At 68.4% G+C, this 26,140-nt stretch carries 28 protein-coding genes; 5 read left to right on the top strand and 23 right to left on the bottom strand.

What is annotated here, in order from left to right:
* The 14 genes from nuoK to QE397_RS20515 all read right to left on the bottom strand — a co-directional run bounded on the left by nuoK (position 1) and on the right by QE397_RS20515 (position 12,440).
* Positions 1–300 carry an NADH-quinone oxidoreductase subunit NuoK gene (gene nuoK, locus QE397_RS20450; protein WP_056440973.1) on the bottom strand — a complete coding sequence of 100 codons (300 nt, stop codon included), beginning with the start codon at positions 298–300 and terminating at the stop codon, positions 1–3.
* Entirely contained in the window at positions 297–995 is a 699-nt protein-coding gene (locus QE397_RS20455) for an NADH-quinone oxidoreductase subunit J (protein WP_051613412.1), read from the bottom strand. The genes nuoK and QE397_RS20455 overlap by 4 nt, the downstream gene beginning before the upstream one ends.
* The gene (gene nuoI / locus QE397_RS20460; protein ID WP_027506032.1) at positions 992–1,516 is read right to left on the bottom strand and encodes an NADH-quinone oxidoreductase subunit NuoI; all 525 of its coding nucleotides are present in this window, start codon (positions 1,514–1,516) and stop codon (positions 992–994) included. Before nuoI ends, QE397_RS20455 begins: the two co-directional genes overlap by 4 nt.
* Entirely contained in the window at positions 1,509–2,783 is a 1,275-nt protein-coding gene (nuoH, locus tag QE397_RS20465) for an NADH-quinone oxidoreductase subunit NuoH (RefSeq protein ID WP_307096995.1), read from the bottom strand. Before nuoH ends, nuoI begins: the two co-directional genes overlap by 8 nt.
* Positions 2,780–5,155 carry an NADH-quinone oxidoreductase subunit G gene (locus QE397_RS20470; RefSeq protein WP_307096997.1) on the bottom strand — a complete coding sequence of 792 codons (2,376 nt, stop codon included), beginning with the start codon at positions 5,153–5,155 and terminating at the stop codon, positions 2,780–2,782. The genes nuoH and QE397_RS20470 overlap by 4 nt, the downstream gene beginning before the upstream one ends.
* Positions 5,152–6,468, bottom strand: coding sequence for an NADH-quinone oxidoreductase subunit NuoF (gene nuoF / locus QE397_RS20475; RefSeq protein ID WP_222646421.1), 1,317 nt, complete (start codon positions 6,466–6,468; stop codon positions 5,152–5,154). Before nuoF ends, QE397_RS20470 begins: the two co-directional genes overlap by 4 nt.
* Positions 6,465–7,313 carry an NADH-quinone oxidoreductase subunit NuoE gene (nuoE, locus tag QE397_RS20480; protein WP_082544271.1) on the bottom strand — a complete coding sequence of 283 codons (849 nt, stop codon included), beginning with the start codon at positions 7,311–7,313 and terminating at the stop codon, positions 6,465–6,467. The genes nuoF and nuoE overlap by 4 nt, the downstream gene beginning before the upstream one ends.
* Positions 7,310–8,620, bottom strand: a complete 1,311-nt coding sequence (nuoD, locus tag QE397_RS20485; RefSeq protein WP_056440985.1) for an NADH dehydrogenase (quinone) subunit D — start codon at positions 8,618–8,620, stop codon at positions 7,310–7,312. Before nuoD ends, nuoE begins: the two co-directional genes overlap by 4 nt.
* Positions 8,620–9,267, bottom strand: a complete 648-nt coding sequence (locus QE397_RS20490; RefSeq protein ID WP_222649955.1) for an NADH-quinone oxidoreductase subunit C — start codon at positions 9,265–9,267, stop codon at positions 8,620–8,622. The genes nuoD and QE397_RS20490 overlap by 1 nt, the downstream gene beginning before the upstream one ends.
* Complete coding sequence (locus QE397_RS20495; protein ID WP_027506037.1) at positions 9,264–9,818, bottom strand: NADH-quinone oxidoreductase subunit B family protein; 555 nt, start codon at positions 9,816–9,818, stop codon at positions 9,264–9,266. The genes QE397_RS20490 and QE397_RS20495 overlap by 4 nt, the downstream gene beginning before the upstream one ends.
* Positions 9,819–9,845: 27 nt before the next feature.
* Positions 9,846–10,205, bottom strand: coding sequence for an NADH-quinone oxidoreductase subunit A (locus tag QE397_RS20500; RefSeq protein ID WP_027506038.1), 360 nt, complete (start codon positions 10,203–10,205; stop codon positions 9,846–9,848).
* A gap of 178 nt (positions 10,206–10,383) precedes the next feature.
* Complete coding sequence (locus tag QE397_RS20505) at positions 10,384–10,776, bottom strand: response regulator transcription factor (protein WP_056440992.1); 393 nt, start codon at positions 10,774–10,776, stop codon at positions 10,384–10,386.
* An 87-nt stretch (positions 10,777–10,863) separates the two neighbouring features.
* Positions 10,864–11,493 (bottom strand): MSMEG_1061 family FMN-dependent PPOX-type flavoprotein, encoded by a 630-nt coding sequence (locus QE397_RS20510; RefSeq protein WP_307097003.1) that lies wholly within the window; start codon positions 11,491–11,493, stop codon positions 10,864–10,866.
* On the bottom strand, positions 11,490–12,440 hold the full coding sequence (locus QE397_RS20515; RefSeq protein WP_056440995.1) for a ring-cleaving dioxygenase: 951 nt from the start codon (positions 12,438–12,440) through the stop codon (positions 11,490–11,492). Before QE397_RS20515 ends, QE397_RS20510 begins: the two co-directional genes overlap by 4 nt.
* 48 nt (positions 12,441–12,488) lie before the next feature.
* On the opposite strand from QE397_RS20515, the gene QE397_RS20520 reads away from it, so the two are divergent.
* A complete protein-coding gene (locus QE397_RS20520; RefSeq protein ID WP_027506042.1) occupies positions 12,489–13,403 on the top strand; it encodes a DUF5996 family protein in 915 nt (304 codons plus the stop codon).
* On the opposite strand, the gene QE397_RS20525 is transcribed toward QE397_RS20520, so the two are convergent.
* From QE397_RS20525 to QE397_RS20550, 6 genes are all read right to left on the bottom strand, one after another.
* Positions 13,379–14,173 (bottom strand): SDR family NAD(P)-dependent oxidoreductase, encoded by a 795-nt coding sequence (locus tag QE397_RS20525; protein WP_027506043.1) that lies wholly within the window; start codon positions 14,171–14,173, stop codon positions 13,379–13,381. The genes QE397_RS20520 and QE397_RS20525 overlap by 25 nt on opposite strands.
* 14 nt (positions 14,174–14,187) lie before the next feature.
* Positions 14,188–14,625 carry a GNAT family N-acetyltransferase gene (locus QE397_RS20530; protein ID WP_027506044.1) on the bottom strand — a complete coding sequence of 146 codons (438 nt, stop codon included), beginning with the start codon at positions 14,623–14,625 and terminating at the stop codon, positions 14,188–14,190.
* Positions 14,626–14,632: 7 nt separating this feature from the next.
* Positions 14,633–15,874 (bottom strand): dihydrolipoamide acetyltransferase family protein, encoded by a 1,242-nt coding sequence (locus tag QE397_RS20535; protein ID WP_222632348.1) that lies wholly within the window; start codon positions 15,872–15,874, stop codon positions 14,633–14,635.
* 148 nt (positions 15,875–16,022) lie between these two features.
* On the bottom strand, positions 16,023–16,865 hold the full coding sequence (locus QE397_RS20540) for an SGNH/GDSL hydrolase family protein (RefSeq protein WP_307097008.1): 843 nt from the start codon (positions 16,863–16,865) through the stop codon (positions 16,023–16,025).
* Between the two features lie 10 nt (positions 16,866–16,875).
* On the bottom strand, positions 16,876–17,676 hold the full coding sequence (locus QE397_RS20545) for a hypothetical protein (RefSeq protein ID WP_307097692.1): 801 nt from the start codon (positions 17,674–17,676) through the stop codon (positions 16,876–16,878).
* Positions 17,676–18,761, bottom strand: coding sequence for a PLP-dependent cysteine synthase family protein (locus tag QE397_RS20550; RefSeq protein WP_027506046.1), 1,086 nt, complete (start codon positions 18,759–18,761; stop codon positions 17,676–17,678). The genes QE397_RS20545 and QE397_RS20550 overlap by 1 nt, the downstream gene beginning before the upstream one ends.
* A 90-nt stretch (positions 18,762–18,851) precedes the next feature.
* Between QE397_RS20550 and QE397_RS20555 the strand changes: the two genes are divergently transcribed.
* On the top strand, positions 18,852–19,892 hold the full coding sequence (locus QE397_RS20555; protein ID WP_307097011.1) for a type III polyketide synthase: 1,041 nt from the start codon (positions 18,852–18,854) through the stop codon (positions 19,890–19,892).
* Between the two features lie 34 nt (positions 19,893–19,926).
* On the opposite strand, the gene QE397_RS20560 is transcribed toward QE397_RS20555, so the two are convergent.
* Positions 19,927–21,546, bottom strand: a complete 1,620-nt coding sequence (locus QE397_RS20560; RefSeq protein WP_307097013.1) for an AMP-binding protein — start codon at positions 21,544–21,546, stop codon at positions 19,927–19,929.
* A 147-nt stretch (positions 21,547–21,693) separates the two neighbouring features.
* On the opposite strand from QE397_RS20560, the gene QE397_RS20565 reads away from it, so the two are divergent.
* Positions 21,694–22,932 (top strand): APC family permease, encoded by a 1,239-nt coding sequence (locus QE397_RS20565; RefSeq protein ID WP_307097015.1) that lies wholly within the window; start codon positions 21,694–21,696, stop codon positions 22,930–22,932.
* A 19-nt stretch (positions 22,933–22,951) separates the two neighbouring features.
* Here QE397_RS20565 and QE397_RS20570 read toward each other — a convergent pair whose 3' ends face one another.
* Positions 22,952–23,320, bottom strand: a complete 369-nt coding sequence (locus tag QE397_RS20570) for an Lsr2 family protein (RefSeq protein WP_222632680.1) — start codon at positions 23,318–23,320, stop codon at positions 22,952–22,954.
* Between the two features lie 292 nt (positions 23,321–23,612).
* Between QE397_RS20570 and QE397_RS20575 the strand changes: the two genes are divergently transcribed.
* The gene (locus QE397_RS20575; protein ID WP_027506051.1) at positions 23,613–24,605 is read left to right on the top strand and encodes an LLM class flavin-dependent oxidoreductase; all 993 of its coding nucleotides are present in this window, start codon (positions 23,613–23,615) and stop codon (positions 24,603–24,605) included.
* 107 nt (positions 24,606–24,712) lie between these two features.
* On the top strand, positions 24,713–25,138 hold the full coding sequence (locus QE397_RS20580; RefSeq protein ID WP_307097017.1) for a VOC family protein: 426 nt from the start codon (positions 24,713–24,715) through the stop codon (positions 25,136–25,138).
* Positions 25,139–25,159: 21 nt separating this feature from the next.
* Here QE397_RS20580 and QE397_RS20585 read toward each other — a convergent pair whose 3' ends face one another.
* On the bottom strand, positions 25,160–26,140 hold the full coding sequence (locus tag QE397_RS20585) for a sigma-70 family RNA polymerase sigma factor (protein WP_027506053.1): 981 nt from the start codon (positions 26,138–26,140) through the stop codon (positions 25,160–25,162).

Below are 26,140 nucleotides of genomic sequence, written 5' to 3' on the forward strand. Positions count from 1 at the left end.
TCAGTACTTCAACAGACTGTCGTCGTCGACCGAGACCGATCGACGAGAGCGGAAGATCGCCATGATGACGGCCAGACCCACCACCACCTCGGCGGCGGCGACGACCATCGTGAAGAACGCGAAGACCTGTCCGTCCAGTCCGCCGTGCATCCGCGAGAACGTCACGAAGGCCAGGTTCGCGGCGTTGAGCATCAGCTCGATGCACATGAAGACGACGATGGCGTTGCGGCGCAGGAGGACACCGGCGGCGCCGATGGTGAACAGGGCCGCGGACAGGTACAGGTAGTACTCCGGGTTCATCGGCTCGGCCCGTCGCGGAACTGCCGACTGACCGACGACTCGGCGTCGCTGCCGTCGGGGAGACGAGCGGGCCGGTCCACACCGTTGTGGCGTGCGTAGACACCCGGGCTCGGCAGCGGTGTCACGCGGTCTCCGAAGCGGAACCTGTCCTGCGACAGCTCCTTCTGGGTTCTGGTCCGGCCGACGGCGTCCCGGTGGGTCAGCACCATGGCACCGATCGTGGCAGTGATGAGCAGCGCTCCGGTGAGCTCGAAGGCCCACACGTAGCGCACGAACACCAGCTCGGCGAGCCCCTCGACGTTCGCCGGCGACTGCGCGGTGAAGCCGCGGAAGTCGCTCAGCGCGGCATTGCCGAGCCCCCCGATCAGCAGGACACCGAATCCGAGACCCACGACGATGGCCGCGATGCGGTGCCCCCGTAGCGATTCGACGAGCGAGTCCGACGAGTCCACCCCCACGAGCATGAGTACGAAGAGGAAGAGCATCATCACGGCGCCGGTGTAGACCACGATCTGGACGACACCGAGGAAGACGGCACCCTGGACGATGTAGAAGATCGCGAGCACCACCATCGTCGATGCCAGGAACAGAGCCGAGTACACGGCTTTCGCCGACGCCACGACGCCCAGCGCGCCGATGAGAGCGAGCGGGGCGAGGATCCAGAAGGCGATGGCCTCGGAGGTCGAGACGATCATCGGTCCGCCTCCCGCCGGGCGATGACGGCCCCGCGGTAGTAGTCCTCGTCGGTGGCGCCGTCGGCCATGGCGTGCGGGGGCGCGTCCATCCCCTCGGCGAGCGAGGCCAACAGATCGGTTTTCTCGTAGATCAGATCGGCGCGGTTGTCGTCGGCCATCTCGTACTCGTTGGTCATGGTCAGGGCGCGGGTGGGGCACGCCTCGATGCACAGACCGCACCCGATGCACCGCAGGTAGTTGATCTGGTAGACGCGCCCGTACCGTTCGCCGGGCGAGTACCGCTCGGTCTCCGTGTTGTCGGCGCCCTCGACGTAGATGGCGTCGGCGGGGCACGCCCACGCGCACAGTTCGCAGCCGATGCACTTCTCCAGGCCGTCCGCGTAGCGATTCAGCTGGTGACGGCCGTGGTACCGCGTCGCCGTCGGTACCTTCTCCTCCGGATACGACTCGGTCTCCGGCTTCTTGAACATGGTGGCGAAGGTGACGCCGAAACCCGCGACAGGTCCCAGGAATTCAGGCATCGGTCGTCTCCTTGGTGATGGGTCGAGGGCGTGCCGGACCGGGTGAGCGGTCCGGCATCGGAGGCACGGGGAACCCGCCCGCCGCGGCATCGACCCCCTGCTGGTCCGCCGTCGCACCGGAGTGGGTCCGTTCCAGGCGCCCACGCCGTAGCGTCCGGGCGAGAACGGCGATCAGGGCGGCGGTGTACAGCAGTGACACCACCACGGTGACCGGCCGGACGTGCGGGGAGTCGAGGAGGAGGACGCGCACGGCCGCGATGACCATGATCCACAGCAGCGCAGCGGGAATGAGCACCTTCCACCCGAAGTTCATGAACTGGTCGTAGCGCAGGCGTGGCAGGGTGCTGCGGAGCCAGACGAAGACGAACAGGAAGCCCCACACCTTGATCGTGAACCAGAGAACGGGCCACCAGCCCTGATTGGCGCCGTCCCACAGGCTGATCGGGAAGGGGGCGCGCCAGCCACCGAGAAAGAGCGTGGTCGCGAGCGCCGAGACGGTGACCATGTTCACGTACTCCGCGAGCATGAACATGGCGAACCGGAGCGAGGAGTACTCGGTGTGGAATCCGCCGACCAGTTCGCCCTCCGCCTCGGGGAGATCGAACGGCGCACGGTTGGTCTCGCCCACCATCGAGGTGATGTAGACGAGGAACGACGGCAGCAGCATCACGACGAACCACAGGCGCTCCTGCGAGGCGACGATGCCGGACGTCGACATGGTGCCCGCGTAGAGGAACACGGCCGCGAAGCTCAGGCCCATGGCCACCTCGTACGAGATCACCTGCGCGGTCGAGCGCAGTGCTCCCAGAAGCGGATACGTGGAACCGGACGACCACCCGGCCAGGACGATGCCGTACACACCGATCGAGGTCACGGCCAGGATGTAGAGCACCGCGACGGGCATGTCGGTCAGCTGGAGCGGGGTGATGTGCCCGAACACCGACACGGTGGGGCCGAACGGGATCACGGCGAAGGCCATGAAGGCGGGGACGACCGAGATGATCGGTGCCAGCAGGTAGATCGGACGGTCCACGCCCCTCGGGACGATCCCCTCCTTCAGGGCGAGCTTCACACCGTCGGCGAGGCTCTGCAGGATGCCCCACGGCCCGACCCTGTTGGGTCCGATGCGCATCTGCATCCAGGCCATGACCTTGCGCTCGGCGTAGATCGCGATGAGCGGTGTGAGCACGAGGAAGCCGAAGACGGCGAGCGCCTTGGCGACGACGAGCCACAGTGGGTCGATCCCGAAGACGGAGAGGTCGGTCATGACGGTGCTCCTGCCGAGAGACGCACGGCGGCACCGGGTGCGACGTGGAGGGTCGCACTCACTCGGGACGGTGCCGAGTTCCACGGCAGCCACACCACGTGGTCCGGCATGGCGGTGACGCGGAGCGGCAGCGTGATCGACCCCGAGTCGGTGGAGACGGTCAGTGGCTCACCGTCGGACACCCCGGTGTCGGCCGCGGTCGCGGGCGACAGCCGGGCGACGGGGGTCCGCGCCGTGCCGGCGAGATCGGTCTCCCCGTCCTGCATCCGCCCGGCGTCGAGCAGCATCCGCCAGCCGGCCAGTACGGCGGTTCCTGCGCCGAGGGCGGTCGGTGCCGCGCTGTCGCGGTCCGGAACGTCGGGGGATCCGGGTGCCGACCCGGCCGCGTCGAGTTCGCGGCGTGCCGCGTCGGCGTCCGGCAGTCCGAGGCGGTGACCCATCTCGGTGGCGATCGCGTCGAGGACCCGCAGGTCGGCCATCATGGACGGCGTCGGGAGTGCTGCTCCGAACGTGCGCCGGCGGCCTTCCCAGGTGGTGAACGATCCGGCTTTCTGCGCGACGGCGGCGACCGGGAACACGACGTCGGCCCGGTCGGTCACCTCGCTGCTGCGCAGATCCAGTGCGACGACGAAGGGGGCTCGGTCGAGCGCGGCGCGGGCCGCGTCGGGATCGGGGAGGTCGTCGAGCTCGACACCGGCCACGACGAGCGCGCGGAGGTCGGCGCCGAGGATGCCGACCGTGTCCCGGCCCGGTGTCGCCGGCAGATCGTCGACACCCCACGCCGCGGCCACCGCGTGCCGAGCCGCGGGGTCGTCCACCCGGCGACCTCCGTGCAGGAGGGTGGGGAACGCACCCGAGTCGAGGGCGCCGCGGTCACCGGCACGGCGGGGGATCCACGCGACGCGGGCGCCGGTGGTGTCGGCGGTGCGCGCGACCGCGGCGAGGGTGCCGGGGCTCGACGCCGCGCGCTCGCCGACGAGGATCACCGCGCCCGGCACGCGCAGCTGGTCGAGCACGTCCGGGTCCGCCAGCCCCGCGGCCTCCGTCCCCGGCACCGTGGGACGCACGTCGGCTCTCAGCTTCGTGCTGCCGGGCGACGTGAAGGGCGCCAGTGTCAGTACGCGAGTGTGTCCCCCGCGCACTGCCTTCCGCAGGCGGAGGAAGACGATGGGGCTCTCCTCCTCCGGTTCGAAGGACACGAGGACGACGATCGGTGCGTCCTCGAGTGCCGCGTACGTGACGTCGATCCCGCGGCCGGCCACCCGAGCGGACAGGAAGTCGGTCTCCTCCTCGGAGGTCTGGCGGGCCCGGAAGTCGATGTCGTTGGTACCCAGCGCGATCCGCGCGAACTTGCTGTAGGCATACGCGTCCTCGACGGTGAGACGGCCACCGGTGAGCACCCCGGCGTGTCCGCGAGCCTCCGCCAGGCCCCGAGCGGCCACCGCCAGGGCCTCCGACCACGACGCGGGCTCGAGGGTGGTTCCGCGTCGGACCAGCGGGGTGTCGAGGCGATCGGGCAGCGTGCCGTACGCGAACGCCCAGCGGCCCTTGTCGCAGCTCCATTCCTCGTTGACCTCGGGATCGTCGCCGGCCAGCCGACGCAACACCGTTCCGCGGCGATGGTCCGTGCGCTGGGCGCACCCACTGGAGCAGTGCTCGCAGACGCTGGGAGTCGACACCAGGTCGAAGGGCCGCGCGCGGAATCGGTAGGCGGTGTTGGTGAGTGCACCCACCGGGCAGATCTGCACGGTGTTGCCGGAGAAGTACGACTCGAACGGCTCGGCGCCGTAGATGCCGACCTGTTGCAGCGCACCGCGTTCGAGCAGATCGATGAACGGGTCACCGGCGATCTGCTCGGAGAAGCGCGTGCACCGGGCGCAGAGGACGCACCGCTCCCGGTCGAGCAGGACCTCGGTCGACAGGGGGATCGGCTTGGGATACGTGCGTTTGGTCTCCGTGAAGCGCGACTCGGTGCGGCCGGTGGACATGGCCTGGTTCTGCAGCGGGCACTCGCCACCCTTGTCGCACACCGGGCAGTCGAGCGGATGGTTGATCAGGAGCAGTTCCATCACTCCGCGCTGCGCCTTCTCGGCGATCTCCGAGCTGTGCTGCGTCCGGATCACCATGCCGTCGGACACCGTGGTGGTGCACGACGCCAAGGGCTTGCGTTGGCCCTCGACGTCGACCAGGCACTGCCGGCACGCGCCGACCGGGTCGAGCAGCGGGTGGTCGCAGAACCGCGGGATCTGCACACCGAGCATCTCGGCCGCCCGGATGACCAGGGTGCCTTTCGGGACCGACATCGGGACGCCGTCGAGGGTGATGTCCACCGTCGTCTCGGCGCGCGCGCCGTCGTTCTGCACCGCGGTCATGTCAGTTGTCCTGCCATCAGGGTGGAGAGGTGCGGATCGAAGGGGCATCCACCCTGCTCCACGTGCGCCACGTACTCGTCCCGGAAGTGGGCGATCGACGAGACGATGGGGCTGGCCGCCCCGTCTCCCAACGCGCAGAACGACTTTCCCAGTATGCTGTCGGCGACGTCGAGCAGCTTCTGCAGGTCACCCTCCGATCCGGTGCCGTTCTCGAGGCGCGCGAGTATCTGCACCAGCCAGTAGGTGCCCTCGCGGCACGGGGTGCACTTCCCGCACGATTCGTGCGCGTAGAACTCGCTCCAGCGCCGGACCGCGCGGACCACGCAGGTCGTCTCGTCGAAGATCTGGAGTGCTTTCGTGCCGAGCATCGATCCCGCGGCGCTCACACCCTCGTAGTCGAGCGGGACGTCGAGGTGCTCGGCCGTGAAGATCGGGGTGGAGGATCCGCCGGGTGTCCAGAACTTCAGCGTGTGCCCGGCGCGGACACCGCCCGCGTGCTCGAGCAACTCGCGCAACGTGATGCCGAGCGGCGCCTCGTACTGTCCGGGGCGGGTGACGTGGCCGGAGAGGGAGTACAGCGTGAAGCCGGGTGACTTCTCACTGCCCATCGAGCGGAACCACTGCGTCCCGCGCGCCAGGACCGTCGGCACACTCGCGATGGACTCGACGTTGTTGACGACGGTGGGGCTCGCGTAGAGGCCCGCCACGGCGGGGAACGGTGGCCGCAGCCGGGGCTGGCCGCGGCGCCCCTCGAGGGAGTCGAGCAGTGCGGTCTCCTCGCCGCAGATGTAGGCGCCCGCCCCCGCATGGACGACGAGGTGCAGATCGAACCCGGAGCCCTGGATGTCCGTGCCCAGATACCCTGCGGCGTAGGCCTCGGCGACCGCGGCCTGCAGCCGCCGCAGCACCGGCACCACCTCACCGCGGAGGTAGACGAACGCGTGCGACGAGCGGATGGCGTACGCCGCGATCACGATGCCCTCGACCAGCGCGTGGGGTGTGGCCATCAGCAGCGGCATGTCCTTGCACGTGCCCGGCTCCGATTCGTCGGCGTTCACCACGAGGTAGTGCGGCACGGTCTGGTCCGCGGGTGTCGGGCCGTCCTGGGGGATGAAGCTCCACTTCGTGCCGGTGGGGAAGCCGGCGCCGCCGCGACCACGCAGGCCGGAGTCCTTGACCGTGCCGATCACCTCGTCGGGTGTCATCGCCAGGGCTGCGGCGAGACCGTCGTACCCGCCGTGGCGGCGGTAGGTGTCCAGAGTCCAGGACTCGGGCTCGTCCCAGTAGCGGCTCAGAACCGGGGTGAGTGTCACGGCCGGGCCTCCTTCGCTGCGGTGCCGTCCGGGCGGGGCACATCGGCCGACGGGGCGGGCGCGGGCTTGTCCGGGGTGGAGTCCGTCGGTGGCTCGGCTGCCGCCGCCGCGTCGGGTTCCGCGTGATCGGGGGCGCGCATGTCCTTCTCCCGCGCGACACGCAGGCCTGCCAGCGTCGCCTCGCCTGCGGTCGGTGCGTCGAGCGCGCCGGGCCGGGTGTCAGGGAAGCCCGCCAGGATGCGCGAGGTCTCGCGGAAGGTGCACAGGGTCGCACCGCGCGTCGGGGTGACCGGGCGCCCGGCGCGGAGTTCGTCGACCAGCGTGCGCGCCGACTCGGGAGTCTGGTTGTCGAAGAACTCCCAGTTCACCATCACCACCGGTGCGTAGTCGCAGGCGGCGTTGCACTCGATGTGTTCGAGCGTCACGGTGCCGTCCGTGACGCCGTCGAGGTGGTCGACGAGGGCCTCGTGAATGGCGTCCCCGCCCATCACGGCGCAGAGAGTGTTGGTGCACACGCCGACGAGGTAGTCGCCTGTCGGCTCGCGGCGGTACATCGAGTAGAACGTCGCCACCGCCGCGACCTCGGCACCCGTGAGGTCGAGTGTGTGCGAACAGAAGTCGATCGCGGCGGGGGTGAGGTACCCGTCCTCGGCCTGGAGCAGATGAAGGATCGGGATGATCGCGGACCGGGCGCGCGGGTAGCGGGCCACGATGGTGGCGGCGTCCGCCTCGAGGCGAGCCAGCACGTCCTCGGGGTAGGTCCGCCGGGCGCCTGGTCGCACGAGTTGGACGCGTTCCTCCGGACGGGGTCCGAAGGGTATCGCCACCGGTTCCCGTGCGCTCATCGGTCCACCCCACCCATCACGGGATCGATGCTCGCCACGGACGCGATCACGTCGGACACCATGCCGCCCTCGCACATCGCCGCGACGGCCTGCAGATTGGTGAACGACGGGTCCCGGAAGTGCACCCGGTAGGGCCGGGATCCACCGTCGGAGACCATGTGCACACCCAGCTCGCCGCGGGGTGACTCCACCGCGACGTAGACCTGTCCCTCGGGCACGCGGATGCCCTCGGTGACGAGCTTGAAATGGTGGATCAGCGATTCCATCGATCCGTCCATGATCTTCTGCACGTGCTCGCGGGAGTTGCCCAGTCCGTCGGGGCCCGAGACCAGGTCCGCAGGCCACGCGATCTTCTTGTCCGACACCATCACGGGCCCCGGCGCCAGTCGGTCGAGGCACTGTTCGACGATCTTCAGCGACTCGCTCATCTCGTCGACACGGATGAGATACCGCGCGTAGCAGTCACTCTCCTGTTCGGTGATCACGTCGAACTCGTAGGTCTCGTAGCCGCAGTAGGGCTCCGCGCGACGGAGATCGTGGGGCAAGCCCGTGGCACGCAGCACCGGACCGGTGATCCCGAGTGCCATGCACCCGGTGAGATCGAGGTACCCGATGCCGCGGGTCCGACCCTTCCAGATGGGGTTGTCGTCCAGCATCGCGCTCATGTCGCGCAGGCGGATCGGCAACAGGTGCAGCAGGTCCCGGATCTTCGGCACGGCGTCGTCGGGCAGGTCCATCGCCAGCCCGCCCGGCCGGACGAACGCGTGATTCATCCGCAGGCCCGTGATCGTCTCGAAGATGTCGAGGATCAGTTCACGTTCCCGGAATCCGAAGAGCATGGCGGTGACCGCGCCGAGCTCCATGCCGCCGGTGGCCAGAGCGACCAGGTGCGAGGAGATGCGGTTGAGTTCCATCAGCAACACCCGGATCACGGTCGCGCGTTCCGGCACGTCGTCGGTGATGCCGAGCAGCTTCTCCACGCCGAGGCAGTACGCCGTCTCGTTGAAGAAGGGCGACAGGTAGTCCATCCGCGTCACGTAGGTGACGCCCTGCGTCCAGTTCCGGTACTCGAGGTTCTTCTCGATACCGGTGTGCAGGTAGCCGATTCCGCACCGCGCCTCGGTGACGGTCTCCCCCTCGATCTCGAGGATGAGGCGGAGGACCCCGTGCGTGGAGGGGTGCTGCGGTCCCATGTTGACGACGATGCGCTCCTCACCGGCGGTGCCGGCCAGGTCGACGATCTCGTCCCAGTCCTGGCCCGACGCGGTGTAGACGGTCGGCGTGGTGTGATCCTTCTCGAGTGTCATCAGTTGTACGACCTGCGCTGATCGGGGGGCGCGATCCGCGCGCCCTTGAACTCCACCGGGATGCCGCCCAGCGGGTAGTCCTTGCGTTGCGGGTGCCCCACCCAGTCGTCGGGCATCTCGATGCGTGTCAGGGACGGGTGCCCGTCGAACTCGATGCCGAAGAAGTCGTACGTCTCGCGCTCGTGCCAGTCGGTGGTGGGGTAGATGCCGCACAGCGACGGAATGTGCGGGTCGGACTCCGGCACTGACACTTCGAGACGCAACCGACGACCGTGCGTGATGGACTGCAGATGGTAGACGGCGTGCAGCTCGCGTCCGGTCTCGCCGGGCTGGTGGACGCCACTGACGCCGAGACACAGTTCGAAGCGGAGTGCCTGATCGTCGCGTAGCGCGGACGCGACAGCGGGCAGGTGCGTACGCGCGATGTGCAGAGTCAGCTCACCGCGGTGGAGCACGGCACGCTCGACGGCGTCGTCCCAACGTTCGCCCCGAGCCGCGAGCGCCGACTCCAGTGCGTCCGCCACGACGTCGTGGTCCCCACCGAACGGTCGACTCGCGTTGTCGTGTCGGGGTTTCGGCGGCGCCAGTCGGCCGTAACCCGACGTGTCGCCCGAACCGCGCACTCCGAACATGCCCCGCGCTCTCATCGCAGCAGCGTCTTCGCGTCGATGACGGACGGAGAACTCAGCGCGGCCTTCTCGGTCTCGGCGATGGCCCTCTCGCGGTCGACGCCCAGCGGCATCGCCTGGATCGACGCGTGCAACTGCAGGATGGCATTGATCAGCATCTCGGGCCGCGGCGGACAACCGGGCAGATAGATGTCGACCGGTACCACGTGGTCGACGCCCTGCACGATGGCGTAGTTGTTGAACATTCCTCCCGAGGACGCGCAGACACCCATCGCCAGAACCCATTTCGGCTCGGCCATCTGGTCGTACACCTGTCGGAGCACCGGTGCCATCTTCTGGCTCACCCGTCCCGCGACGATCATGAGATCCGCCTGGCGGGGGGAGGCGCGGAAGGCTTCCATACCGAATCGGGCGAGATCGAACCGGCCGGACGTCGTCGACATCATCTCGATCGCACAGCACGCCAGTCCGAAGGTCGCGGGCCACAGAGACCCCTTGCGGGCGAAGCCGGCGAGGCCTTCGACAGTGGTCAGCAGGAAGCCGCTCGGCAGCTTCTCTTCCAATCCCATGCGATCACTTCTTCCACGGCGAGTGGATCAGTCCCAGCTGAGACCTCCACGACGCCACTCGTATGCGTAGGCGACGGAAACGTTGACGATGAACAGGGCCATCGCGGCGAGACCGAACACACCCAGTGCCTCGAAGTGCACAGCCCACGGGTACAGGAACACGATCTCGATGTCGAAGATGATGAAAAGCATTGCGGTGAGGTAGAACTTGACCGGAAAGCGACCGCCGCCGATGTGCTGCGGGGTGGGCTCGACGCCACATTCGTACGCGTCGAGCTTGGCGCGGTTGTATCGCTTCGGTCCCACTTCCGATGCCACGAGGACCGAGAACAGCGCGAAGGCGACCGCGATCGCGCCGAGAACGAGGACCGGCACATATGCGTTCATGCCACTCGAACTCCTGCCCGTGTCGTGGGTTCCGACCGGAACCGCCCTACGCCTCGAGGTGATCTGTGCCACACAGTAGGACTTTTTCGTCGCGATGGGTCCGGTTTGGTGACTCGGGCTCACAATCGTCGCGAATCGGTGATCCCCCGGCGTCAGAGATCGGAGATCCGGCGGGGCCTCAGGCAGGGTCGCGGAGCAGTCCCACCACGGCGCGGCCGAGTTCGAGTGGGTCGATCGGGTGCGACACCGACGCGTCGGCACGCGACCAGGTGGCCAACCACGCGTCGTCGGGGCGGCCGGTGAGCACGAGAAGTGGTGGACACGGGTCGATCTCGTCGCGCAGTTGCTTCGCGAGGCCCATCCCGCCGACGGGAGCGCTCTCGCCGTCGAGGATCACCAGATCGACACCGCCGCGATCCAGGTGCTCGATCACGACGGGCGCCGTCGCCACGTCGAGATACTCGATCTCGGGCAGGTCGGGGTGCGGGCGACGGCCCAGCGCCTGGTGGACGAGCGCCCGCGTGGACGCGTGGCTGCTGTAGATCAGCACCGACAATGTTGCGTCCGCCACGGGTGGGACGTTACCCAGTGCGCTTCGCGCCCGTGCGCCTTTTGCGTATGCCTGGATGCGCAAGAGGCGCACAGGCGCGGAGCGCATCTACGACCGGTACAGCGACTCCTCGTATGCCGGCCCGTAGTACGCCCGCAGTTCCTCGAGCGATTCCGGCGAGTCGGGGATCAGCGTCTTGGAGATCTCTGCGACCGTCGGCAGCACCGACGGATTCCAGGTGCCCGGCTCCCACAGCCGTGACCGCAGGAACGCCTTGGCGCAGTGATGGAAGACCTGCTCGATGTCGACGACGAGCGCGAGGATCGGGCGGTGTCCCTTGACCACGAGGTCGTCGAAGAACGGCGCGTCGGAGATCAACCGCGCGCGGCCGTTGATGCGCAGCGTGTCCCCGCGTCCGGGAACCAGGAAGTCGAGACCCACGAACGGGTTGCTCAGCACGTTGCGGTACCCGTCCATCCGCTTGTTGCCGGGCCGTTCCGCCAGCGCGATGGTGGCGTCGTCGAGGACGTGCACCAGCGAGCCGGGCGGGTCTCCCTTCGGCGAGACGTCGCACCGTCCGGTCTCGTCGGCGGTGGCCACCAGGCAGAACGGCGAGGCCGCGAGGAAGTCGCGGTCGAGCGGATGCAGCCGGGGGCGATCCTTGTGGGCGGCGCGGAAGCTCGGCGTGCCGAACATCGCCGTCAGCGTCTCGCCGTCGGTCACCTGTGTCCACGTCACGACGCGTCACCCACCGGGAGTGCCGGGAGATTCTGCTCGATCTGCTCCCGCGTCGGCTCGAGCCACGGCGGCAGCTTCAACGAGCGCCCGAGTTCGAGCAGTGGCTCGTCGACGTCGAATCCCGGCGCCTCGGTCGCGATCTCGAACAGCACGCCGCCCGGCTCCCGGAAGTAGATCGACTGGAAGTACTGCCGGTCCAGGATCTCGGTGACGTGCGCGCCGCTGTCGACCAGCTCGGTGCGCCAGGCGGTGAGCGTCTCGTGGTCGGGCGCACGGAAGGCGACGTGGTGAACGGTGCCGCCTGCCTGCAGACCACGGTCGCTGCGGTCGGTGACGACGTCGACCAGCGCGCCCGCGCCGCCCGCGGCCATGGCGAACCGCGCGCTCGCGGCACCGTCCGCGGCGACGGTCATGCTCATCCGGTCGGTGAGCAGCTCGGCTGTCGCGTCGAGTGTCGTCTCGGTGAGGGTGACCGAGTGCAGTCCGCGCACCGCGTGTTCGGTGGGCACCGATGCCACGCCGTCCCAGCCGGAGCGGGTGTCCCCGTCGGAGGCGATCAGGTCGAGGACCATGCCGTCGTGGTCGTACAGGCGCAGGACCTCGTCGTCGCCGCGGGTCACCGGCGCCTCGACGCGCACGTTCAGCTCCCGGAGCCGGTCGTGCCAGAAGGACAGCGACGAGCCCGGAACGCTGAACGCTGTCGAGGTCGCGAGTCCGGTTCCCTGTCGTCCGCGCTCGACGTCCTTCCACGGGAAGAAGGTGATGAGCGACGACGGGCTACCGCGGAAGTCCCCGTAATACAGGTGGTAGGTGCCGGGGTCGTCGAAGTTGACGGTCTGCTTCACCAACCGCAGGCCGAGCACGCGCGTGTAGAACTCCACGTTCCGGCCGGGGTCCGACGCGATGGCGGTGACGTGGTGAAGACCGAGAGGAGCGAGTGTCGTCATGGGACCATCGTCCTACGTGTGCGCCGATATCTCCGTGAAAGGGATGCAGTGACCGATACGAACGATGCCTGGCCGGAACTCGTCGTGGACTCGTGGCAGGACACCCGCGACACCGTGCACATGTGGACGCAGATCGTCGGCAAGGTGCGCATGGCTCTGGCGCCACCGCTCAACCACTGGTGGGGCGTGACGTCCTACGTCGATGCGTCCGGACTCACCACCTCGCTCATGCCGTACCGCGGCGGCGGAGTCGAGATCCGCTTCGACTTCCTCCGACACCGGCTGACCATCGAGACCACGTGGGGCGACGCACGCGAGATGGAGTTGCGGCCGCGCACGGTCGCGGACTTCCACGACGAGTTCTTCGCCCACCTCGAGGCGCTCGGGGTCCACGTCTCGATCATGGGCTCCCCCGTCGAGGTCGACCCGTCGATTCCGTTCGCCGAGGACACCGTGCATGCCAGCTACGACGCCGAAGCGATGACGCGATACTGGCGCTCGCTGGTGTCGGCGCATCGGGTGTTCTCTGCGTTCCGCGGCGGGTTCCGCGGGAAGTCCAGTCCGTCCCACTTCTTCTGGGGGGCCTTCGACCTGGCGGTGACCCGGTTCTCGGGTCGCCCCGCGGCGCAGCATCCGGGCGGGGTGCCCAACTGCCCCGACTGGGTGATGCACGAGGCCTACAACGAGGAGGTGTCCAGCGCCGGGTACTGGCCCGGCGGGGCGTCGGAGGGCATCTTCTACTCGTACGCCTACCCGCAACCCGACGGCTTCGACACCGCGGTCGTCGAGCCGGCGCAGGCGTACTTCGATCGCGATCTCGGCGAGTTCGTGCTCCCCTACTCGGCGGTGCGTGAGGCCGAGGACGGCGACGCCCTGCTGCGGGAGTTCCTCGAGAGCACTGCACGCATCGCCGCGGACCTCGCGGAGTGGCCCGACGGTCAGGGCAGGATCGAGTCCACGTAGCCGCCGTCGACGCGCAGTGCGCCGCCCGTGGTGGCCGACGCGAGAGGTGAACTGAGGTAGACCACCATGTTGGCGATCTCCTCGGGCTCGATGAGTCGCTGGATCAGGCTCTGCGGGCGGTACTTCACCATGAACTCGTGCTGCGCCTCGTCCCACGGCAACTCGTCGCCCACCAGATCGCGGACGAAGGTCTCGACACCTCCCGTGTGTGTCGGTCCGGCGATGACGGAGTTGACGGTCACGCCCGAGCCGGCCGCCTCCTTCGCGAAGCCGCGCGACACCGCGAGCAGCGCGGTCTTGGACATGCCGTAGTGGATCATCTCGGCCGGAATCACGACGGCCGAGTCGCTGGCGATCGACAGGACCCGTCCCCAGCCCCGGTCCTTCATACCCGGAAGGTAGGCGCGGATCAGACGCACGGCGGCGAGGACGTTGACCTCGAAATAGCGGCGCCACTCGTCGTCGTCGATCTCCAGAGCCGGTGTGGCGCCGAAGATTCCGAGATTGTTCACCAGGACGTCGACATCGGGGTGTGCCTGCACCAGGGCGCGTGTGCCGTCCTCCGTGCTGACGTCCGCCGGGGCCGCGACGACCGTCGCGTCGGGTACCTCCGCGGTGAGACGGTCGAGTGCCGCACCGACGGACGCGTCGGACCGGCCGTTGATCAGCACGGTCGCTCCCGCTCGGGCGAGGCCGACGGCGATGGCGTAGCCGATGCCCTGCGTGGAACCCGTGACGAGGGCTGTCCGGCCGCTCAGATCGATCTGCATGTGTCCTCCTGGTGTCAGGTACGGGTCAGCAGCATCGGCAGGTGGTCTATTCCTGCCTCCAGATAGTTCGGCCCGGTGCGCACGAAGCCGAGGCGCACGTACCACTCCTCCAGGTAGGCCTGGGCGGAGATCGCGACGTCGGTGCCCGCGAACTCGATCGCCGCCCGCACCAGGTCGGCGGCCAGCCCGCGTCCGCGTGCCGCCGACGCCGTGGCGACGCGGCCGATGTGGGCCGGCACCTCGTCCTGCAACACCCGCAGTGTCGCGAGCACGTCGCCGTTCGGCTCCTCCGACCAGAACAAGGTGGTCGTGGGTTCGAGATCGCGCCCGTCGATCTCCTGCTCGCCGACGATGCCCTGCTCGTGAATGAACACCTCGGTGCGCAACTGCAGGACGCGGTACAGCGCAACGGGATCGACGTCTCGAACGGTGGCGTGATGGATGCTGGTCACCGCACCACTATCCCAGGGCCGCGAATCCCACCGGATCCGAGAGCAGGGTCGCGACGGTGGACAGGAACTTGGAGCCCTGTTCGCCGTCGACGAGCCGGTGGTCGAACGACAGACTGAGGGTCGTGACGTGTCGCAGCGCGATCTCCCCGCGGTACTCCCACGGCTGACGCCGGACGGCCCCGAAGCACAGGATGGCGGCCTCGCCGGGCGTGAGGATCGGGGTGCCCGAATCGATGCCGAACACGCCGATGTTGGTGATCGTGATGGTCCCGTCGGCGAGCTCCGCCGGACCGGTCTTCCCCTCCTTGGCGACGGCGGTGAGCGCGGACAGTGACGAGCACAGGTCGCGGAATCCGAGGGTCTGCGCGTTCTTGATGTTGGGAACCATCAGCCCGCGCGGTGTCGCCGCGGCGATACCGAGGTTCACGTACTTCTTGGTGACGATCTCGTTCGCCGCCTCGTCCCACGACGAGTTGAGGCTCGGGTGCTCCCGGACGGCGATGAGCAGGGCCTTCGCGACGAGAGCGAGCGGCGTCACGCGGACGCCGGCCAGCAGTGGGCTCGCCTTCAGCTCGTCGAGCAACTCCATCATCGGTGTGACGTCGACGGTGACGAACTCGGTGACGTGCGGCGCGGTGAACGCGCTGCGCACCATGGCCTCGGCGGTGTGCTTGCGGACGCCCTTGATCGGCGTGCGCTCCTCGTCCGCGTGCGGCGCGGAGGAGACGGCCAGGTCGTCGCGGGTCACGTTGCCGTGCGGTCCCGTCGGGGCCACGGTCGCGAGGTCGATACCGCGCTCACGCGCTTCCTTGCGTACCGGCGGCGCGGCCAGGGGCCGACGACTCGATGTCTCCTCCGCGACGCCGTAGCCGACGAGGACTGGCGTCCGCGTCGGCGCGGCCCCGACCGTCTCGGACTCCGCCTTCTCGACCGACGGCTCGGGACGCGCGTCGGCTGCCGCCTCGTCGGCGGTGTCGGGCGAGGCCGGACCGGTCGTCGCCGGACCCGCCACCTCGATGTCGAGGAACGGTGCGCCCACGTCGATGGTGGTGCCCTCCTCGGCGTGCCGCGCCACGACCACGCCGGCATAGGGAGACGGCAGTTCGACGGACGCCTTCGCGGTCTCGACCTCGGCGATGGTCTGGTTGAGCGTGATGGTGTCGCCGACGTCGACCGACCAGGTGAGCAACTCGGCGTCGGCGAGCCCCTCGCCGAGGTCCGGCAGCAGGAATGTCTTGACCGTGGACATGGCGGATGCTCCTCGTGAGTGCACTCGTGAACGCTGTGTGTCAGATCACACAATCACCACGCCGCACAGTGCGCAAGAGACGGTCGACCGAGTGAGCACGATGACCAACGGCGGCGGTCGAGCGAGGCAGTCGGTCGTGCACCGTGCGTCAGCGCAGTGCGGCCACGATCTCGCGCGCGGTGTTCTGGTGACTCGCCGCCGTGGGGTGCAGCGGCACCACCGCGTCCGGAGACGTCGGCACCGCGCCGACCATCCAGCTGTCGGCGGCGCACACGTCGTGGTCACGGGTGGTCGGCGCGAGGTCGACGAACGTGGCGTCGTGCGCGACGGCGGCGCGACTCATCACCGAGTTGAGCTGATCGATGCGGGCCTGTAGGTAGGTCGCGTCCGCGGGCCGCACGGGCTGCGAGTCGAGGCAGCCGCCGGGCCGGATGCCGGTGGGATACCCGACCATCACCACCTGCGCGGCCGGCGCCCGGCGGGCGATCTCGTCGAGGATCGTGTCGTACGTCGCGGCGAACGCGTCGATACGGTCGCTGTAGGTGTCCGGACGATCGGAGCACGATGGCGTCAGAGGAGCCGGGAGCACGCTGATACAGCCCGCCGCGAGCTGAACCAACTGGATGTCGTTGCCGCCGATTCCCAGGGTGACGAGCGTGGTGTCCGGACCGAGCGCGTCGAACTGCGGTGCGGCGACTCCGCCGCCGAGCCCGGTCTGCGGTCCCGCGAGGTTCTCGCTCTCCGCGGCGCCGCACGTCACGTCGCGCACCGTGTCGATGCCGAGTTCGCGAGCGACGAGCGTGGGGTAGTTCACCGCGGACCGGCCGCAGATCCCGGACGGTGTCTGCGGTGCGATTCCGCTGCCGGCGGAGAACGAATCACCCAGTGCGACATACGCACCGGGTGCCGGCGCGGCGGCCGCGGGAGCGGCGGACAGAGTGATCGCGGCGGCGGCAGCCGCCACTGCGACGACGAGTCGGCGTGTCGACATGCGCGCAGTCCTAGTCGGCGTCGTTCGATGCTTCCGACTCCGCGACGTCGGGTGCGTTCTCCCGCGTCGCCATACCGCCGGCGCCGCCCTGATCGGCGGGCCCGGGTCGGCCGCCCTTGGGCTCGTCGGTGGAGTCGTTCGTCGTCGTCTTCTCGACCATGGACTCAGCGTAAACGGCCGTGGCGCCGTCGGACCTCGAAAGGTCGGGACCGGGTGCGCGCATCCCCACCGCCGCCAGTTCGAGCGCCGCGAGCGAGCGGACCACGTCGGGGTCGCCCGCGCGCCAGGCGCCGGCAGGATCGGGATGGATGTGCGTCAGTTCCGTCAGCGGTCGCCGTGCGAGAGCACGCAGCGCGAAGAGGTCGAGGTCGGCGCCGGACCGGAGAAGCGCCGCCGCGGCGGTGGCCTGCCGGGCGAAGCGGATCCGCCGCGGGAGCCACAGGAGCAGCAGCGCGACGATGGGGAGCAGGGCGACGGTGACACCGAGGAACGACGCCAGCGCCTCGACCGCCGCGACCTGCGCCTCACCTGCGCCGCGCAGTGCGGCGCCGGCGTCCCCGGCCCGGTCGAACGGTGTGCGGACGTCGTCACCGATGAGTGGGACGGAGGACACCCGTTCGCCCGCGGACCGGAGGTTGTTCTCCAGTCCGCTTCCGGCGTCGGCGATCTCGCGTCCGGGCGCCGCCAACGCCATCACCGCGTCGTGCAGCGCCAGGCCCACCCGGATCCAGACCACGGTCCACACCGCGACCACCACGTCGGCGACCACCTGGCGGGTCCGGCGGGCGGGCAGCTCCGAGTAGAGGGTCATCACACGGATTCCGACCAGACGCCTGTCGCGAGGAAGTGGTCGATGCAGGCGCGGTGTGCGTCGAGGTTCATGCCGTGGCTCGACACCCAGGCGTCGTCGTAGTAGGTGCCCTCGTAGCGCTCTCCCCCGTCGCACAGCAGCGTGACGATGCTCCCCTGCTCTCCGCGAGCCTTCATGTCCGCTGCCAACCGGAACGCGCCGACGAGGTTGGTCCCGGTCGATCCACCGGCGTGCAGGCCCGTCACCTGGTCGAGCATGCGGACGGCCGCCACCGAGGCGGCGTCGGGGATCTGCACCATGTGCTCGATGACGGCGGGGACGAACGACGGCTCGACGCGGGGCCGACCGATTCCCTCGATGCGCGATCCGGTGCCGACGGCGTCGCGGGTGTCGTCGCGCCACGCCTCGAAGAACGCGGATCCCTCGGGGTCGACGACGCACACCCGGGTGGGCACGCGCCGGTAGCGGCAGTACCGGCCGATGGTCGCGCTGGTGCCACCGGTGCCGGCGCCGACCACCACCCAGGTGGGGACGGGGAACCGTTCGAGGGCCATCTGATCGAAGATGGAGGCGGCGATGCTGTTGTTGCCGCGCCAGTCGGTGACCACCGACGCATTGGTGAACTGGTCGAGATACAGCCAGTCCTTCTGCGCACCCAGTTCCTCCGCGACGTCGTACACGGCACCCGAGTGCTCGACGAGGCGACAGATGCCGCCGTAGCGCTCGATCAGCGCGATCTTCGTCGGGCTGGTGGTGGCCGGCATGACCGCGACGAACTCGAGGCCGATGAGCCGGGCGAAGTACGCCTCCGACACGGCGGTCGACCCGGACGACGCCTCGACGAGCGTGGTGCGGGGCCCGATGTCCCCGTTGGCCAGGCCGAAGAGGAAGAGCGACCGCGCGAGCCGATGCTTGAGCGATCCGGTGGGGTGGACCGACTCGTCCTTGAGGTAGAGATCAATGCCCCACTCGGCCGGCAGTGGGAAGGGATGCAGATGAGTGTCCGCGCTGCGGTTCGCGTCGGCCTCGACGATGCGCAGCGCGTTCTCCACCCAGGAACGGTCCTCGATTCTCATGACGGTCATTCTGTCCGACGCGCGGCCCCGCTCGGTGGTTGACTGCGGTGGTCAGGGGGAACTCGACCTGTCTAGCCCCCACCTTCACGAGAGGCACCTGTGACGACCGCATACATCAATGCCATCTCGACCGCCGTTCCCGAGCACGACGTCCACGACGACTTCGTCGCCTACGCCGACAGCACGTTCACGCTGCGACGTAAGCAATTGCTGTTCCGCCGCATGGCGGATCGCGCGCAGATCTCGCACCGGTGGTCCGCGTTCCCGTCCATCGCCAGTTTCTACGGCGACGATCCCAACGCCGTCGACACGCAGGCGCGGATGCAGGAGTTCGAGCGCACCGCTCCCGGACTCGCCGTTCGTGCCGTCGACGGGCTCGGCCTCGGCGACGCGGCAGGGGACATCACCCATCTCATCGTCCTGACATGTACCGGGTTCTACACTCCGGGAATCGATTTCGAGATCATGAAGCAGTGCGGCGTGCCCACCACGGCAGAGCGCACCCAGGTCGGTTTCATGGGCTGCTTCGCCGGCATCAACGGTCTCAAGCTCGCCCACCACATCGTGCGCTCCGAGCCCGCCGCGAAGGTGCTCGTGGTCAGCGTCGAACTGTGCTCGCTGCACATGCAGCAGACCGACGATCTCGAGACGATGCTGTCGTTCCTGGTGTTCGGCGACGGCGCCGCGGCCGTGCTGGTCACTGCCGAGTCCACCGGTCTGGCCATGGACTCCTTCCAGGCCCTCATGATCGAGGACTCCCACGACCTCATCACCTGGCGCATCGGCGGCATGGGGTTCGACATGGTGCTCTCCGGCAAGGTGCCGGGCTCGTTGTCACGCGCGTTGGACGAGACCACGATGAAGACGGTGCTCTCGGGGGCGGAGACGTCGTCGATCGACCTGTGGGCCGTGCATCCCGGTGGTCGCTCGATCCTCGACGCGGTGGAGGGCGCGCTGCACCTCGACGCAGACGCTCTGACGTCGTCGCGCCGCGTGCTCGAGAACTACGGCAACATGTCGTCGGCCACCGTGCTGTTCGTGCTCGCGGACATGCTCGAGCGGGGTGACACCGGGTCGGGATGCGCGATGGCGTTCGGCCCCGGACTCACCGCCGAGACCATGCTGTTCCACGCAGCCTGATCACCCCAGCCGTTCGATCGACCCAGCCGTTCCGTCAATCCAGCAGGCGCGTGGCTTCCTCGCGTAGTTCGATCTTGCGGATCTTGCCGGTCACGGTCATGGGGAAGGCATCCATCACGCGCAGGTAGCGCGGGATCTTGTATCGCGCGATGCGGCCGTCGCAGTAGGCCCGGAGATCGTCGACGGTCATGGCCGCCGCGCCCTCACGCAGACGGACGCAGGCCATCAGTTCCTCGCCGTACTTGTCGTCGGGCACACCGATGACCTGGGCGTCCAGGATGTCGGGGTGGGAGTACAGGAACTCCTCGATCTCACGGGGGTAGATGTTCTCGCCGCCGCGGATCACCATGTCCTTGATGCGCCCGGTGATGGCGACGTAGCCGTCGTCGTCCATGGTGCCGATGTCGCCCGTGTGCATCCAGTGCTCGGAATCGAGTGCCTCGGCGGTCTTCTCGGGGTCGTCCCAGTAACCGAGCATCACGGAGTACCCCCGTGTGCACAGTTCACCGGGCTCTCCGCGGGGAACCGTCTCCCCGGTGACGGGGTCGACGATCTTCACCTCGAGATGCGGTCCGACTCGTCCGACCGTGGACACGCGCTGCTCGATCGTGTCGTCGGAGCGGGTCTGCAGTGACACCGGGGACGTCTCGGTCATCCCGTAACAGATGGAGACCTCCGCCATTCCCATGACGTCGATGACCTGCTTCATCACCTCGGTGGGACAGGGTGATCCGGCCATGATGCCCGTGCGCAGCGACCGAAGATCGTGCTCCGCCAGGTCGGGAACGGCCAGTTCCGCGATGAACATGGTGGGAACTCCGTAGAGCGAGGTGCACCGCTCGGCGGAGACCGCGGCCAGTGTCGCTGCCGGATCGAACGACGGTCCCGGGATCACCATGGTCGAACCGTGCGAGGTGCAGGCGAGGTTTCCCATCACCATCCCGAAGCAGTGATAGAACGGCACGGGAATGCAGACACTGTCCGCCTCGGTGTAATGGCAGAGCTCGCCGACGAAGTAGCCGTTGTTCAGGATGTTGCGGTGGCTCAGCGTCGCGCCCTTGGGGAATCCCGTGGTGCCGGAGGTGTACTGGATGTTGATGGCGTCGTCGGGACCGAGTTCGGCAGTGCGCCGGTCGAGTTCGTCCACATCGACGGACTCACCGTCGGTGACGAGGTCGCTCCAGTCGTCGGTGCCGATGTACACGACGTGGGCCAGATCGGTGCACTCGCCGCGCACGGCGTCGATCATCGAGGCGTAGTCCGAGGTGCCGTGCGCCCGGACCGCCACCAGCATGGTGGCGCCGGACTGGTCGAGCACGTACTGCAGCTCGTGCGCACGGTAGGCAGGGTTGATGGTCACCAGCACCGCGCCGATCTTCGCGGTGGCGTACTGGACGATGGTCCACTCCGGGCAGTTCGGTGCCCAGATCCCCACGCGATCCCCGCGACGGATTCCGCGCGCGAGCAGGCCGCGGGCGAGATCGTCGACGTCGGATCGCAACTCGTCGTACGTCCACCGGCGACCGGACGCGACGTCCACGAGAGCGTCCGACGAGCCCACCCGCGCGGCGGTGCGATCGAAGTTCCGTCCGATCGTCTCGTCGAGCAGCGGCGTGTCGGTCGGGCCGGACGAGTAGGAAGTCTGCGGTGACAAAGTCGCTCCTCGAGGCTCGGGTACTTCCGCGACGCTAATCCATGGGACGGCCGCCCGTCTGCGGTTTCCCCGATTTCGGTTAATCATGATTCATCGAAGTGGCGGTGGTTTCGTTCGGCGTTCACCGGGGGTCCCTATGCTTCGTCGATGCCGCTGCAACGACGACTGAGCACGCGCGACGCCGTCGTCATCGGCGTGGGGTCGATGGTCGGCGCCGGGGTGTTCTCCGCCTTCGGCCCGGCCGCGGCGGCCGCGGGTGGCGGGCTGCTGGTCGGGCTCGCCGTCGCCGCCGTCGTGGCGTTCTGCAACGCGACGTCGACTGCCCAGCTCGCCGCGGTGCACCCCACGTCCGGCGGCGCCTACGCCTACGGGCGAGCGCGACTCGGTGACCGGTGGGGCTTCCTGGCGGGCTGGAGCTTCGTGGTCGGCAAGACCGCGAGTTGTGCCGCCATGGCCCTGACGTTCGGCGCGTACGCGTGGCCCGAGCACGCACGGGCGCTCGCCGTGATCGCGGTGGTGGCGCTGGCGGCGGTCAACTGCCTGGGCATCACCCGCACCGCGTCGGTCACGCGCGTGCTCGTGGCGGTGGTGCTCGTCGTGCTCGTCGCGGCACTGATCGTCGGTGCGACCGGCTCGTCCACCGTGACGGGCGCCGGGTTCTCGGCGACCTCGGGTCCGGTGGGCGTTCTGCAGTCCGCGGGCATCCTGTTCTTCGCCTTCGCCGGGTACGCGCGCATCGCGACGCTCGGAGCGGAGGTGCGGGACCCGGCGCGCACCATCCCGCGCGCCGTGGTCGGCGCCCTCGCGTGCGCGATCGTGATCTACGCGGCCGTCGCAGTGATGCTGCTGCACGTTCTCGGGGCGGACGCACTCGCGCGCTCGACGGCTCCGGTGGCCGCGGCAATGGACGCGGTCGGGGCACACTGGGCGGGCCCGGTGGTGCGCGTCGGGGCATCGGCCGCGGCTCTCGGAGCCCTGCTGGGACTGATCGCGGGAATCGGCCGCACCACGATGGCGATGGCGCGGGAAGGGGACATGCCGCGATACCTCGCGCACGTCGACGAGCGCCGTTCGGTTCCGCGCGCCGCGGAGATCACCGTGGCCGCCGTGGTGGTGGTCGTGGTTCTCACGCTCGACGTGCGGAACGCGATCGGATTCTCGTCGTTCGGAGTTCTCGTCTATTACGCCGTGGCCAATGCCGCGGCATTCACGCAGACCGGTTCCGATCGCCGGTGGCCGCGGGCACTGCAGATGCTCGGGCTCTGCGGCTGCGTCCTGCTGGCGGTCACACTGCCCGCGGCGGCGGTGGTGGTCGGAATCGGGGTTCTGTCGGCAGGGTCGGCCGGACGGTGGATGCTGCAGCGCCGGCGCGCACTGCGGTCATGACATCACTACTGCCCTGACGTCACTGGGCAGAGTTGTACGCCTCTTCGACCTCGGCCGGAATACGTCCGCGGCTCGAGACCGTGTACCCGTTCTGATTCGCCCACTCGCGAATGGCTTTGGTCTGCAGAGGATCTCGCGGAGACGAGCCGACCTGCGTCGCCGTTCCGGTCGCCTTCTTCGCCGTGGCCTTCTTGCCACGTGACGACACCTTCGTGGCGTGCTCGGCCCAGTAATCGAGTTGCTTGCGGAACTCCTTGGCATTCTTCACACCGAGGTCGATCTCGTACTCCACACCGTCGACCGAGAAACCGATGGTCTCCCCTTTACCCGATTTGATGGGTGCGCCGTCGATATCGTCGACCAATTCCACGAAGACCTGTTTCGCCATGACGCTGTGGTTCCTTTCGATGATGAGTTCCCCGACCGAACCGGACATGGATTCATCGAGCCGTCGTCGACTCGTGGGTCCGACCACCATCGCGGTTCTTCCGCCAGAGTTTATCCATCTCGAAGCCCGATTAGCGAGTCACCGCCAATTCCGGTTCGATGTCGTGTACTCGTGCCGGTCCTTCGATACCGCACGGTTCGGTCGTTCGAGGTCACGCGGCTCGGGAAATATTCTCCGCCGGGCGGGCGTTCGCACCTGAGAAGTCTTCTTTTTCTCGAAAGGGTGAACGCACGTGGCCGTACCACTGTCCGTACTCGATCTCGCACAGGTCGGCGAGGGTGAAACTCCTCGAAGCAGTTTCGATGCCAGTGTCGCGTTGGCCCGCCTCGCGGAGGAGAGCGGATATCGGCGAGTCTGGTACGCGGAGCACCACAACATGCCCTCCATCGCGTCCTCGGCGACGTCGGTCCTCATCGCACACGTGGCCGCGCACACCTCGTCCATTCGCCTCGGATCGGGTGGAGTGATGTTGCCTAACCATTCTCCGCTGACCATTGCCGAGCAATTCGGAACGCTGGCCACACTCCATCCGGACCGTATCGATCTCGGTCTCGGCAGAGCGCCGGGTTCCGATCAGACCACCATGCGTGCTCTGCGCCGTGACCCGTCGTCGGCCGATTCCTTCCCGCAGGACGTTCTCGAACTCCAGGGCTACCTGTCGGGTTCGAGTCGGGTTCCGGGAGTGCAGGCAGTGCCGGGCGCGGGAACCGATGTGCCGCTCTACATTCTGGGATCCTCGCTCTTCGGTGCTCAGCTCGCAGCACATCTCGGCCTTCCGTATGCCAACGCGTCGCACTTCTCTCCCGACTCGCTCGAGGAGGCCGTGGCCGTCTATCGGGACACGTTCCAGCCGTCCGCACAGCTCGCCGAGCCCTACGTCATCGCCGCCGTCAACGCGACGGTCGCACCGACGTCCGCTCGCGCGCACGAGCTGTTCACGGCCGGTCTGCGGCGCCGGGTGGTGCAGATGGTGGGACGCGGCCGTTCCTTCTCCGAGGAGGAGGTCGACATGATCATGGACTCGCCCGCTGGCCGACAGATTCAGGGAATGGTGAAGTACTCGGCCGTCGGAACGCCGGCGGAGGCGTCGGACTACATCGATCGTTTCGCCGCGCACGCCCGGGCCGACGAGGTCATCGTCGCCAGCGGTATCGACGACACCGACGAGCGACTGCTCTCCTACCGCCTGCTCGCCGAGCAGCACCTGCACGCCACCGCGGCCTGACGCCGCACGACCGACGCCGCCCGCGCGATGACTTTTCCGCCCGGGCGGTGTCGGTAGTGGTGAGTGGCCCTGACGCCGGGGCCGACGACACCACACCAGGAGACACCATGTCCGGCATGATCTTCGTCAACACCTTCGTCCAGGACGTCGCCGCGAGCCGCGCGTTCTTCACGTCGCTGGGATTCTCTTTCAACGACACCTTCAGCGACGAGAACACCGCGTGCCTGATCGTCAACGAGCAGGCCGTCGTGATGCTGCTGAACGTCCCGCGCTTCAAGGATTTCATCCGCGACGACGTCGCGGACCTCTCCACCTCGCGCGAGATGCTGTTGGCCGTGTCGGCCGACAGCAAGGAGGCCGTCGACGCCATGGCCGACGCGGCGCTCGCCGCGGGCGGCAGTGACTGGATGGATCCGCAGGACCACGGCTTCATGTACGGGCGGTCGTTCCGCGACCTCGACGGTCACGTGTGGGAAGTGACCTGGATGGACCCGGCCGTCGCCTCGGGCGAGGCCACGCCTCCCGGCATGTGAGCCGCGGCAGGTGACCCGGGCTCAGCCCGGGTACACCGGTGGCAGTCCGAACCGATCGAACAGCGTGAGATCGAAGAAGCACGCCACATGCGCGACGCGGGCGTCGATGATCTCGAGGACGTGCAGCTGGAACGGGCGGTGCACCCCGTCCTCTCCGAGCATGTAGAGGCCGAAGGCCGGCTGCCCGTTGGCGGTGGTCGCCATCATCCGCATCGACTCGGGGCCGGTCGCGGGACACTTCGTCGAGATGAGGGCGCCGATGTCGGCCGGGCCGCGGTACCACCCGGTGAACGGCGGCATCTCCCAGACAGCCTCTGCGGCGAAAAGTTTCACGATGCCGTCGATGTCGTACGTCTCGAATCCCTCGACGTAGCGTCGCAGCAACTCTCGCGTCTCCGGCGACTCCGGCTCGGACACGGAGTTCTCGTCGGGCATGATCGCCTCGATCTGGCCGCGCGCACGTTGCAGCAGGCTGTTGACTGCAGCAGTGGAGGTGCCGAGCAGTTCGGCCACCTCGGATGCTCTCCACTGCAACACCTCTCGGAGTACGAGGACGGCTCGCTGCCGCGCGGACAGATGCTGCAACGCGGCCACGAACGCGAGCCGCACCGATTCACGCGAGCCGATCAGCGATGCCGGGTCGTCGTCCACCGGATCGCCGAACGGCGGCGCCGGCTCGAGCCACGCGATCTCGTGGCGCTCGACCAGCTCGTCCGACGGATCGGACGACGGCGTACCCAGCCCCGACGGCATCGGTCGGCGCTTGCGGCCCTCGAGCGAGGTGAGGCAGGTGTTCGTGGCGATGCGGTAGAGCCACGTGCGCAGCGACGAGTCGCCCTTGAAGTTCGCGTACCCCTTCCACCCTCGGACCAGGGTGTCCTGCACCAGATCCTCCGCGTCGTGGATGGATCCGGTCATGCGGTAACAGTGCGCGAGGAGCTCGCGGCGGTACGGTTCCGCGAGAGTCATGAAGTCGTTGCCGAGCTCCTGCGTCGCAGTCAT

Origin of the sequence: Rhodococcus sp. SORGH_AS_0301 (assembly GCF_030818285.1) — a bacterium.
Taxonomy (GTDB): Bacteria; Actinomycetota; Actinomycetes; order Mycobacteriales; family Mycobacteriaceae; genus Rhodococcoides.

Excerpts from the sequence above, each read along its gene's own strand:
- nuoK (WP_056440973.1), bottom strand. The coding sequence starts at position 300 with ATGAACCCGGAGTACTACCTGTACCTGTCCGCGGCCCTGTTCACCATC.
- QE397_RS20455 (WP_051613412.1), bottom strand. The coding sequence starts at position 995 with ATGATCGTCTCGACCTCCGAGGCCATCGCCTTCTGGATCCTCGCCCCG.
- nuoI (WP_027506032.1), bottom strand. The coding sequence starts at position 1,516 with ATGCCTGAATTCCTGGGACCTGTCGCGGGTTTCGGCGTCACCTTCGCC.
- nuoH (WP_307096995.1), bottom strand. The coding sequence starts at position 2,783 with ATGACCGACCTCTCCGTCTTCGGGATCGACCCACTGTGGCTCGTCGTC.
- QE397_RS20470 (WP_307096997.1), bottom strand. The coding sequence starts at position 5,155 with ATGACCGCGGTGCAGAACGACGGCGCGCGCGCCGAGACGACGGTGGAC.
- nuoE (WP_082544271.1), bottom strand. The coding sequence starts at position 7,313 with ATGAGCGCACGGGAACCGGTGGCGATACCCTTCGGACCCCGTCCGGAG.
- nuoD (WP_056440985.1), bottom strand. The coding sequence starts at position 8,620 with ATGACACTCGAGAAGGATCACACCACGCCGACCGTCTACACCGCGTCG.
- QE397_RS20490 (WP_222649955.1), bottom strand. The coding sequence starts at position 9,267 with ATGAGAGCGCGGGGCATGTTCGGAGTGCGCGGTTCGGGCGACACGTCG.
- QE397_RS20495 (WP_027506037.1), bottom strand. The coding sequence starts at position 9,818 with ATGGGATTGGAAGAGAAGCTGCCGAGCGGCTTCCTGCTGACCACTGTC.
- QE397_RS20500 (WP_027506038.1), bottom strand. The coding sequence starts at position 10,205 with ATGAACGCATATGTGCCGGTCCTCGTTCTCGGCGCGATCGCGGTCGCC.
- QE397_RS20515 (WP_056440995.1), bottom strand. The coding sequence starts at position 12,440 with ATGACGACACTCGCTCCTCTCGGTCTTCACCACGTCACCGCCATCGCG.
- QE397_RS20525 (WP_027506043.1), bottom strand. The coding sequence starts at position 14,173 with ATGCAGATCGATCTGAGCGGCCGGACAGCCCTCGTCACGGGTTCCACG.
- QE397_RS20535 (WP_222632348.1), bottom strand. The coding sequence starts at position 15,874 with ATGTCCACGGTCAAGACATTCCTGCTGCCGGACCTCGGCGAGGGGCTC.
- QE397_RS20540 (WP_307097008.1), bottom strand. The coding sequence starts at position 16,865 with ATGTCGACACGCCGACTCGTCGTCGCAGTGGCGGCTGCCGCCGCCGCG.
- QE397_RS20545 (WP_307097692.1), bottom strand. The coding sequence starts at position 17,676 with ATGACCCTCTACTCGGAGCTGCCCGCCCGCCGGACCCGCCAGGTGGTC.
- QE397_RS20550 (WP_027506046.1), bottom strand. The coding sequence starts at position 18,761 with ATGACCGTCATGAGAATCGAGGACCGTTCCTGGGTGGAGAACGCGCTG.
- QE397_RS20565 (WP_307097015.1), top strand. The coding sequence starts at position 21,694 with ATGCCGCTGCAACGACGACTGAGCACGCGCGACGCCGTCGTCATCGGC.
- QE397_RS20570 (WP_222632680.1), bottom strand. The coding sequence starts at position 23,320 with ATGGCGAAACAGGTCTTCGTGGAATTGGTCGACGATATCGACGGCGCA.
- QE397_RS20580 (WP_307097017.1), top strand. The coding sequence starts at position 24,713 with ATGTCCGGCATGATCTTCGTCAACACCTTCGTCCAGGACGTCGCCGCG.
- QE397_RS20585 (WP_027506053.1), bottom strand. The coding sequence starts at position 26,140 with ATGACTGCGACGCAGGAGCTCGGCAACGACTTCATGACTCTCGCGGAA.